Source organism: Lentibacillus populi (assembly GCA_014642895.1).
Taxonomy (GTDB): domain Bacteria; phylum Bacillota; class Bacilli; order Bacillales; family Amphibacillaceae; genus Lentibacillus_C; species Lentibacillus_C populi.
In genome coordinates this window covers 94,213-103,592 of record BMJD01000011.1, presented here as the reverse complement: position 1 = coordinate 103,592, position 9,380 = coordinate 94,213, and the positions used below count along the sequence as shown (strand labels likewise).

Here is a 9,380-nt window from a genome sequence, read left to right as displayed (position 1 = left end):
TGGAGACAATGTAAGACGTCTTAGGAATCCCCTAAGATGCAATGGTCTGTGAAACAGGAAGCCCTACCTTCAAGCATTCCGAAAGGATGATAAGGTGGGGTCATTCACATAACCAGAGAAACCCGATTGAAGTATAAGAATTTTTTATCTCTTATGATTGCAATTATGTATTATAAATAATTCCATTTATTAGTTAGTATTAATATAGGGAAATGGAGGAGAGTTTTATTGAAAAAAGAAATTATTATTAAATTCGCAACGGAACAGGATTTGGAGAGAATTGTCGAAATGCTTACAGATGACGTTTTAGGGAGTAAAAGAGAGTGTTACAAAAAACCTCTTCCGGAAAGCTATGTAAATGCATTTCAGGCTATAACTTCTGATCCTAACAATGAGTTGGTTGTAGCCTGTTACGATAATAAAGTTATAGGAGTTCAACAAATTACATTTACACCATATATTACACATCAAGGTGGCTGGAGAGCTACTATTGAAGGAGTAAGAACGTCATCTTCCGAGCGAGGTAAAGGAATAGGATGCGCCCTTATACGATGGGCAATTCAACGGGCAAAAGAACGTGGTTGTCACTTGATCCAACTTACCACAGATAAAAAGCGAGAAGATGCTTTACGTTTTTATGAACGTTTAGGTTTTAAAGCATCACACGAAGGGTTAAAAATGCATCTTTAAGGTATTATGAATATGATGTAGCTATCTCTTTGTTTTTAAGTAAAAGCCAGTCCCTACTTATAACGAACTTAATTAAATCTATTAAACCAATAAAAAATGACCCATTGCAACAAAATGCAGTGAAAAAATAATTTAAAGTGCGTGTTCAAAAAGTCGCCGAATGAGAAGCAAGAAGGTCGAGGCGGCGTAGCTTTGAGCACCGGAATGTACACAAAAAGGTACATGAGGAGCGGAAAGCAAGCCAACGAAGAGATTCGCAGCTTATCATTTGGTGACTTTTTGAACATCCTCTTAAAATATACCTTTAGAAGGAATTAAACAGCTCCAGATCGAAATAAATATAAAGTCTACATGGCTTAGGTTTTTAACTAAAGTAATAATAGATGAATCAAATTAAATTAGCATCAGGGCGGGGAGAAATTAGCAAACTTTAGTAATTAATTTCCAAAAAAGGAGAGTACAAAGATGTGCAAAATGTTTCAGTACAATTGGGTAAGTTAGAAATGATTGGTTTAATCGGTGCAAGGACGTACCTGAGGAAGAACTGACACGTAAACGCGTTGGCGGCCATGGGGATATTTTAGGTACCCTCTTTCATATCGTCAATACGGAACAGATGTGGATGAGCATGCTGATGGGAAAAGAAATCAGGTTAATCGATTTCGAACAATATAAGTCACTTGAAAAGGTAAGGTAACTGTCAGATTCTCTTCAAACCGATATAAAACCCTTTATTGAGAAATGGACACCGCAAACAGACGAAAATGAGGGTATTCTATGAAGCGAATTCCAATGATATTTGTTTTATTGTGCGCGTTATTTGTTATGGTAGCTTGTACATCAGATGCAACAGGTGAAAAAGAAATCGTTTTACCTGATGACATTCCTGAATTTGTTCAAGAAAGTGATTTTAAACAAATTGATTGGGAAAAGAAAGCAGTCGAGTTTGGAGAAAGAGGCATTATTGGAAATGAGAACAAATCAGGTGTCATTGGTGCAGATATGCCAAGTTTAAACGTTCAAAAATGGATGTGGCACCTTTGGGGAATTAAAAACCCAGGAAACAAAAAATTAACAATTGTTGGTTTTCATAAAGAAACAGAGAAAGTCCATCAGATATTAAAAGATAGTTGGACGACGGGACTTGCAGGACCAAATAATGGAGCCGATGCCCATACACCGTCCAGTGTAAAGATACCAGAATCTGGGGAGTGGGCAATACTGCTTTATACCGATGATACATTATTTGATACATTGATTTATCAAATAAATGAGTAGGTTTAGGAGGATATTTACACTTCCAAGTAAGGTAGTGGAAGGCTTAACTGGAAAGATGAAACGTTTCTTTAGGTAACCAAATATAACTATATGTTGAGTAAATTAGCGTGGAGAAAAACAAAAAGAGCGTAACCATTGAATAATGGGTTTAAGAAATAACAAGGAACATACATTCTCTGTTTATGGTATAATCATGTTAATAAACGGGGGTGTAATATGGGACTTAATAATATAAATATTAAAGAGCGTATGGAACATTATAATGTAACTGGATTAAGCATGACATTAATTGAAAATGGCCAAATTAGTTTGGTAGATCAATATGGTTTATTAGAAGCGGAAACAACTAAAAGTGTAAATAGTGATTCCATTTTTAATGCCTGTTCCGTTAGTAAGTTCGTAACAGGGATGTTGGTGATGAAATTAACGGAGCAAGGTCTTCTTGACTTAAACGAGGATATAAACAAAAGGCTTAAGTCATGGAAGTTCCTGATAATAAATACATTACGTAATTTACTTTGCCATCAATCAGGAACTATCGACCCAGTTGACAGTTTTACAGAACTTAGATCGAATGACGGTATCCCCTCAACGGTCGAGCTGTTAGAAGGAAAGACATCGTATTGCAAAGTGCCTATTGAAGTGAGATATGAACCAGGAAGCGACTTTCAATACTCAGATGCGGGCTTTTGTATCATACAGCAATTGATAGAAGATGTGACTGTACGACCTTTTGAGGATGTCATAAACGATCTCATATTTCTACCATTAAAAATGGATAAAAGTTCATTCCCAATAACCATTCAAATGAAAAAAGGGAAAACTTCTCTTGTGGCTATCATAAAAATGGAGAATTAGTTGATGGAAAATATACTATATATCCTTATCCAGCGGCATCTGGACTATGGACAACGCCATTTGATTTATTCATTTTGGTTATGGAATTATTTAATTCTTTAAAAGGCAAAAGTAAGATTGGACTTACTGCAAGTACAGTAATGGAAATGATAAGCTCACAAGGCTGTAAAGAATGGACAGGGCTAGGCCTATTTTTAGACAGTTTAGGAAAGGATTTTGAAGTTTCTTCACTTGGCTGGGGAAAGGGCTTTCAGTGTATGATAGTTGCCTTCCCTTATCTGGAGACCGGATTAGTCATCATGACAAATACAGATTTAGGTGTTCATCAGTTGAAGGGAATTATTGGTGAAGTATATAAATCTTTTACCTTGTAATTTGATGTTAAGCTAACCGGTAAGTTACTTCAACTAGGATATCACCGTTGCATTTTACATTCTTATTGTGCTACCCGTTGTTTTACTGAAGTAATTAACTCCGTGTTTCAACTGGTAGCGCAGTTATCAGTTCAATAGGAGGGCTGCTTCTTGCCAAAAGGATTACTTCATCATATTGAAATATACGTCTCTGATTTAGCAAGATCAATAGAATTTTGGGGGTGGTTACTTGAAGAATTAGGATATATCCCTTTTCAAAACTGGGAAAGTGGACGGAGTTGGAAACTGGGGAGTACTTACCTCGTTTTTGTACAAGTAGAGGAAAGGTTTCTACCATAGATGCCGAGTAGGACTCAATCATCTAGCATTTCATGCAAGTTCACGTCAACATGTGGACGAACTAACAATAAAATTAAAGAATAAAGAAATCGATATTCTTTATCAAAACGCTCATCCATTTGCTGGTGGAGATGACCATTATGCCGTTTATTTTGAAGACCCTGACAGAATAAAAGTAGAACTTGTGGCTCCATAAGTTTTCAAGTAACAGATACGATTGTCTAACAAGCGAAATCATTGCCTGTTTATGTGTTAATATGAAATTTAATTATTTGAATATTACGTGATTAACTTTAGCATGAAGAGCCAGAAGATTATACGCAGAAGAAGAGTAATTTTTTCTTAACTAACCGGTACGATAGCTTATAAAGGTTACCCCCTTTTTCTGCCGGAGTATAGAAATGGGATAGTCAAATTAGTTTAATTAAGGCAATTAAATACTCGATATTAGTACAATGCAGGGAGGATTTCTTATGATATATGACAGTCCAAGTAAAACAATTATCACTAAAAGGCTAGTACTGAGACTGTTTCAAAAATCGGATGCAGTAACTGTTACGAAGCTCTGTAATAATTATAATATTTACAAAAGTACATTGTACCTACCTTATCCATACTGTATAGAGAATGCTTTGTCGTGGATGGAACATCATCGTGATAATTTTAATGCCAATAAATTATATGAATTTGCTATAACAGATAAGGAAACAGGAGAATTATATGGAGCTATAGCGTTATCCAACAACCAGAAGTTTAATCATGGAGAAATAGCCTATTGGGTTGGTGAAGAATTTTGGGGAAATGGGTATGCTATAGAGGCAGCGCAGGCTATATTAAAATTTGCATTTGATGTAAAGCAATACCATAAAATCTTTGCTCGTTATTTTCATTCAAATCCAGCTTCGGGAAGGGTTTTGCAAAAATTAGGCATGAAGAAGGAAGGGATATTAATTGATCATGTAAAGAAAGAAAAACGATATGAAGATCTAGTATATTATGGAATTATTAACTCAATAGGATTATAGATCTTATATTAAAAAAAAGACAATGAATTTTTTGAAACAGTTTGGCGATACAATTGATGAACTTTTAAACTAGGATATTACCATTTCTTTTTGCATTAACTAGTGCAACATGGCTCAATTAACCATACCATCCGACTTATACATTTGTATGCTATTCGACCTAAGTTATGAATCATACTTATTGTTGATGTCACTGTCTTATGGATTTGTTTTAGTAATTGTAAAATTTAAAAGAAAGGTAGTTTAATCTAACTAAATAACGGGTGATGTAAAAATAGGAGGGAATTGAAATGTCAAGAACAACAATACAGAATAAGACTATCAAAGAACTTGATGAATTAAAATTAATAGGTTTTCGAGTTTTGTGTTCCGGTGATCAATACATAGTTGAAATACCAAAAGCATCATTACGTTTAAGTGAGCGTTTAAGTGAAATTAAACAGGTTGTCAATCCCTTACAACAATTTGGTGCATTTAAGGTAGAAAATGAAACTGCCGATGAAGATGGTTATTGGGTTTGTGTTGAAGTAAAAGAATACGAGGGCATTCCAACTGATATGGTGACTCTAACTGTACCATCTCAAAGATATGCTGTTACGAGGCACAAAGGTCCTAATCATAAAATAATGGATTCATATAATGAATTACATAAATGGATTGATGAGAACAACTATTCAAGGCTAAAAAATAAATGGCATTTAGAAAAGTTTCATAGTTGGAATGATATTGAAAATGTAGATGTAGAGTTGTTGGATACTATTAAGTAATTTAAAAGGGGAAATGGAAATTTGAAAAGGGAGAAACGTTAGAGGAAGCTGCTATTCCCGAAGTAAAAGAAGAAACAGGATTAGATGTCCAGGTAGATGGAGTCTTTACAGTGACTGAAGCATTTTTTGAAGAACAAGGACATCACGCTATCTTGTTTACCTTTATCGGGAAAATGATTGGTGGTGAAATAAGATTTCATATCCAGAGGAAATTGAAGAAATTACATGGATCGAACCCATATAGCAGAAAAATACTTACATATACCAAGCGATCTGGAAGGATTGATGAACATAAAATCTTCCGCCCATATATATTCAGGGGAACTGTCATTAACAAATATTAAAATTATTTCACTAATGAAGAAGCTGTTGTGACAAGAGATTAAGGAGAGGAATTTATAGATGAATATAAGACTTGCGGAAGCAAAAGACATCAAGCAATTAATCAGAATGAGATGGGATTTTACAATTGAATATGATGAAAGTAAAAAAAGCGAATCATTCAATGAATTTGAAAAGGAATGCCAATCCTTTTTAGAGAATGCACTTAATAGTGGACAATGGTTTATTTGGGTCGCGGAAGAAAATGAAAAAATTGTATCCCATATCTACATAGAATTAATACAAAAAGTACCACGTCCTGGTAGAATAACACATCCATTTGCTTACATGACGAACGTATATACTATTAAAGAATTTAGAAATAAGGGTATTGGGAGTAAGCTGCTTACAACAATAAATGAGTGGGCTAAAGAACATAAATATGAATTTATTATTGTGTGTCCAAGCGATGATGCAATTAATTATTATAAGAAAAATGATTACGTTCATTGCACAGAACCTTTGGAATATTTTCCTTTTAGGCAAACCTAGGGCTGAAGAGCATACCGCAAGATATGAAATTTTGCATCGCACATAATCTGGAATTACCGTATAGGGAACCGTACGTACAGTGGTGTAAGAGGGGCGGAGGTTAGTCATCTCCCACTATCTCAATTTACAGCCACCATTAAGGGCCGTTGCCAGTATCCAAATTGAACCATAGTGTCAACAAAAAGGTTGTGAAGGTAGGCAGAAATGAGCCCAGTCCTTGTGAAAGAGGGGAAAGTATAATAAACGCTGTACCAGATAAAAAATCAATAAAGTGAGAAAATGTGGCATGCTTCAACGGTATCCTATTAGAATAGGGGCCAGTCCTTTTCCCAATCTACTTAAGAGATAGAAAACCGGGAGACTGGCTCCATTTTCGCATTACTGTAAACCGTATCACCTCAACCCCCAAATCCCCTTATTAACTACATTAATTATTAATTCAGCCATTTCTTTTGGTGGTTTATCCATCCCGTTGTTCAACCATACTTTCAACACTTGAATACTGCCACTTATGATAAATGAACTCAAATACTCGGAAATATCCTTATCAAGATGCTTAACCTCCATCGAGTTTTTCATGATGAAACGGTGAGCGACAACCATAACTTTCTTTTGGAAGGAGGAATCGCTATTTTCATTGAGGAGCGTTTGGCATTCATCCTGCTTGGAAGCAAAGTATTCAATCAATTTTTCCGTCATCTGTAAGGCTTCATCATCCTTCTCAAAATTGTACGTGCTTAGGTACATACTCATATCCTCAATCAGTTCTTCTTCAATTTGCTCAAGAAGGTCAAACTGATCAGCGTAATGTGCGTAGAAAGTGGAGCGGTTGATATCGGCCAGTTCACATATTTCTTTGACTGTAATCGCAGAAATTTGCTTTTCCTCCAATAATTTCATGATACTTTCCTTTAAAACCATACGCGTATATTTTTTTCGTCTATCCAATTTATTAGAAGTAATAGGAATCCCTCCTAAATTTTTTTCGCGTTTTCCAACATAATAAAACGTTGTGTTGAGAAACGTACGTATTTTGTAAAACTGTCTGTTGCATAAACAACACCGTGTTTTATATAATGATATAGTGAAACTTTTGATAATGCAAGAAAGGGTGAATTGTTATAGGCATTGCAGCACGAATTATTAAACATAAAAAGCCCATTGTCATCACTTTTTTAATCATTACAGTAATCAGTACCATTGCTCAGTTTTTCGTCTCGGTTAACTACAATATGGTAGATTACTTGCCAGAAGATGCACAATCTACGCAAGCAATGGAAGTCATGGATCAGGAATTTGATGGTTCTGTTCCGAATACGCGTGTTATGATTCATGATGTTACCATACAGGAAGCACTTGATTACAAAGATCAACTTGCGTCCATCGATGGAGTATCGGATGTTACCTGGTTAGACGATGCGATTGATATAAAAACTCCAATCGAAATGGCTGATCAGGATACTGTAGAATCTTATTATAAGGATAATAATGCGTTATTTTCCTTCAGTATCCGTGAAGGAGACGAAGTGGAGGTTACGGATGCTATCTATGACCTTATTGGAGAAGAAAATGCCATGGCAGGAGAGGCGTTAAATACAGCGACTCAACAAAAGATGGCCTTGACCGAAACCATGTATGCTGCAGCCTTATTGATACCGATTATTATAATCATTTTGGTTCTATCCACCAGTTCCTGGATTGAACCGGTATTTTTCCTAACGGCTATCGGTGTTTCGGTATTGATCAATTTAGGAACGAATATATTTCTTGGTGAAATATCATTCGTCACTCAATCGGTGGCACCGATTTTGCAGCTTGCGGTTTCACTGGATTATGCTATTTTTCTGCTTCATAGTTTTTCAGATTATCGACAAAAGGTAGCTGATCCCAAGGAAGCAATGCAGCTTGCGATGAAGCGATCACTTCCTGCGATTGCAGCAAGTGCGTCAACTACTTTCTTTGGCTTTATCGCCCTAACATTTATGAATTTTGAGATTGGTTCAGATTTAGGACTTAACCTTGTAAAGGGAATTCTATTAAGCTTTATTAGTGTCATGGTTTTTCTGCCAGCGTTGACACTTATGTTTTATAAATGGATTGATAAAACCCACCACAAGCCATTACTCCCAAGCTTGAAAAATATTGGAAATGGTGTTATGAAACTAAAAATACCAAGTTTGATCCTCGTATTGCTTCTCCTTGTGCCGGCATTTTTAGCGCAGGGTCAAACGGATTTCATTTATGGGATCGGTGAACAGCCGGAATCAACTCGTGCTGGCAGTGATGTAGTAAAGATTGAAGAAGAATTTGGGAAGAATACCTCTATGGTTTTGCTTGTTCCAAAAGGGGATATTGCGAAGGAAGAAGAATTAGTGAAAGACTTGGAAACAAAAGAGCATGTGAAAAATGTTTTATCATATGTCAACACTGTCAGTCCGGCAATTCCTCCTGAATACTTGGATGAATCTGCGACAGAACAGTTTTATTCCGAAAATTACAGTCGAATCATCCTGGAAACAAATACGGATACGGAAGGAGATACGGCATTTGGCTTAATCGAAGACGTCCAACATACGGCCGAAAGTTATTATGGTGATGATTTCTATTCACTGGGAGAAAGCGTTACACTGTATGACATGAAAAATGTGGTTCAAAAGGATAATACGATTGTTAATTTACTCACCGTTATCACGATCGCCGTTGTTTTATTAGTCACGTTTAAATCGATTTCTATTCCTGTCATTCTTTTGCTGACGATTGAGTCGGCTGTTTGGATTAATTTATCGGTTCCTTACTTTACCAATTCTTCGCTGGTCTTTATAGGATACCTGATCGTCAGTACGGTACAGCTTGCTGCCACGGTTGATTATGGTATTCTGCTGACGGAGGATTATAAAGAGAAACGAAAAGAAATGCCAGCACTTAAAGCAATTAAGAAGAGCATCGATGAGAAAATTTTCTCGATTGCTGTTTCTGCTTCCATTTTATCCAGTGTCGGGTTTATTCTATCGATGACTTCGTCCAACCCAATCGTTTCGTCCATAGGATTATTGCTGGGACGTGGAGCATTACTTGCCTTTATTATGGTTGTGTTATTCTTGCCAGCCATGCTAGTGGTATTTGATAAGCTTATAGAAAAAACAACATGGAAAGCAAATTATTATAAGGAGAAATGA

9 protein-coding genes and 3 pseudogenes are annotated in these 9,380 nt (G+C 36.0%); 11 read left to right on the top strand and 1 reads right to left on the bottom strand.

The genetic code is table 11. The annotated features are described in order from the left end of the window. The first annotated feature begins 288 nt into the window (after nt 1-288). From IEX12_RS09225 to IEX12_RS09185, 10 genes and pseudogenes are all read left to right on the top strand, one after another. A complete protein-coding gene (locus IEX12_RS09225) occupies nt 289-690 on the top strand; it encodes a GNAT family N-acetyltransferase (protein WP_088050921.1) in 402 nt (133 codons plus the stop codon). Nucleotides 691-1,201: 511 nt separating this feature from the next. Then, nucleotides 1,202-1,387 (top strand): annotated as a pseudogene (locus IEX12_RS23805) (DinB family protein); the annotation flags it as partial. Between the two features lie 80 nt (nt 1,388-1,467). Continuing rightward, nucleotides 1,468-1,968 carry a DUF4871 domain-containing protein gene (locus IEX12_RS09215; protein ID WP_188724983.1) on the top strand — a complete coding sequence of 167 codons (501 nt, stop codon included), beginning with the start codon at nt 1,468-1,470 and terminating at the stop codon, nt 1,966-1,968. Between the two features lie 216 nt (nt 1,969-2,184). Further along, complete coding sequence (locus tag IEX12_RS23685; protein ID WP_308777579.1) at nt 2,185-2,826, top strand: serine hydrolase domain-containing protein; 642 nt, start codon at nt 2,185-2,187, stop codon at nt 2,824-2,826. 140 nt (nt 2,827-2,966) lie between these two features. Continuing rightward, on the top strand, nt 2,967-3,200 hold the full coding sequence (locus IEX12_RS23680; protein WP_308777577.1) for a hypothetical protein: 234 nt from the start codon (nt 2,967-2,969) through the stop codon (nt 3,198-3,200). Nucleotides 3,201-3,350: 150 nt separating this feature from the next. Continuing rightward, nucleotides 3,351-3,735 (top strand): annotated as a pseudogene (locus IEX12_RS09205) (VOC family protein). Between the two features lie 277 nt (nt 3,736-4,012). Beyond that, the gene (locus IEX12_RS09200; protein ID WP_188724982.1) at nt 4,013-4,564 is read left to right on the top strand and encodes a GNAT family N-acetyltransferase; all 552 of its coding nucleotides are present in this window, start codon (nt 4,013-4,015) and stop codon (nt 4,562-4,564) included. 290 nt (nt 4,565-4,854) lie between these two features. After that, on the top strand, nt 4,855-5,331 hold the full coding sequence (locus IEX12_RS09195; protein ID WP_102415726.1) for a GyrI-like domain-containing protein: 477 nt from the start codon (nt 4,855-4,857) through the stop codon (nt 5,329-5,331). A gap of 29 nt (nt 5,332-5,360) precedes the next feature. Continuing rightward, nucleotides 5,361-5,675 (top strand): annotated as a pseudogene (locus tag IEX12_RS09190) (NUDIX domain-containing protein); the annotation flags it as partial. Between the two features lie 58 nt (nt 5,676-5,733). Then, nucleotides 5,734-6,204, top strand: a complete 471-nt coding sequence (locus tag IEX12_RS09185; protein ID WP_188724981.1) for a GNAT family N-acetyltransferase — start codon at nt 5,734-5,736, stop codon at nt 6,202-6,204. Nucleotides 6,205-6,597: 393 nt separating this feature from the next. Here IEX12_RS09185 and IEX12_RS09180 read toward each other — a convergent pair whose 3' ends face one another. Further along, the gene (locus IEX12_RS09180) at nt 6,598-7,104 is read right to left on the bottom strand and encodes a TetR/AcrR family transcriptional regulator (RefSeq protein WP_250889588.1); all 507 of its coding nucleotides are present in this window, start codon (nt 7,102-7,104) and stop codon (nt 6,598-6,600) included. A 332-nt stretch (nt 7,105-7,436) separates the two neighbouring features. Between IEX12_RS09180 and IEX12_RS09175 the strand changes: the two genes are divergently transcribed. Beyond that, on the top strand, nt 7,437-9,380 hold the full coding sequence (locus IEX12_RS09175; protein ID WP_250889589.1) for an efflux RND transporter permease subunit: 1,944 nt from the start codon (nt 7,437-7,439) through the stop codon (nt 9,378-9,380).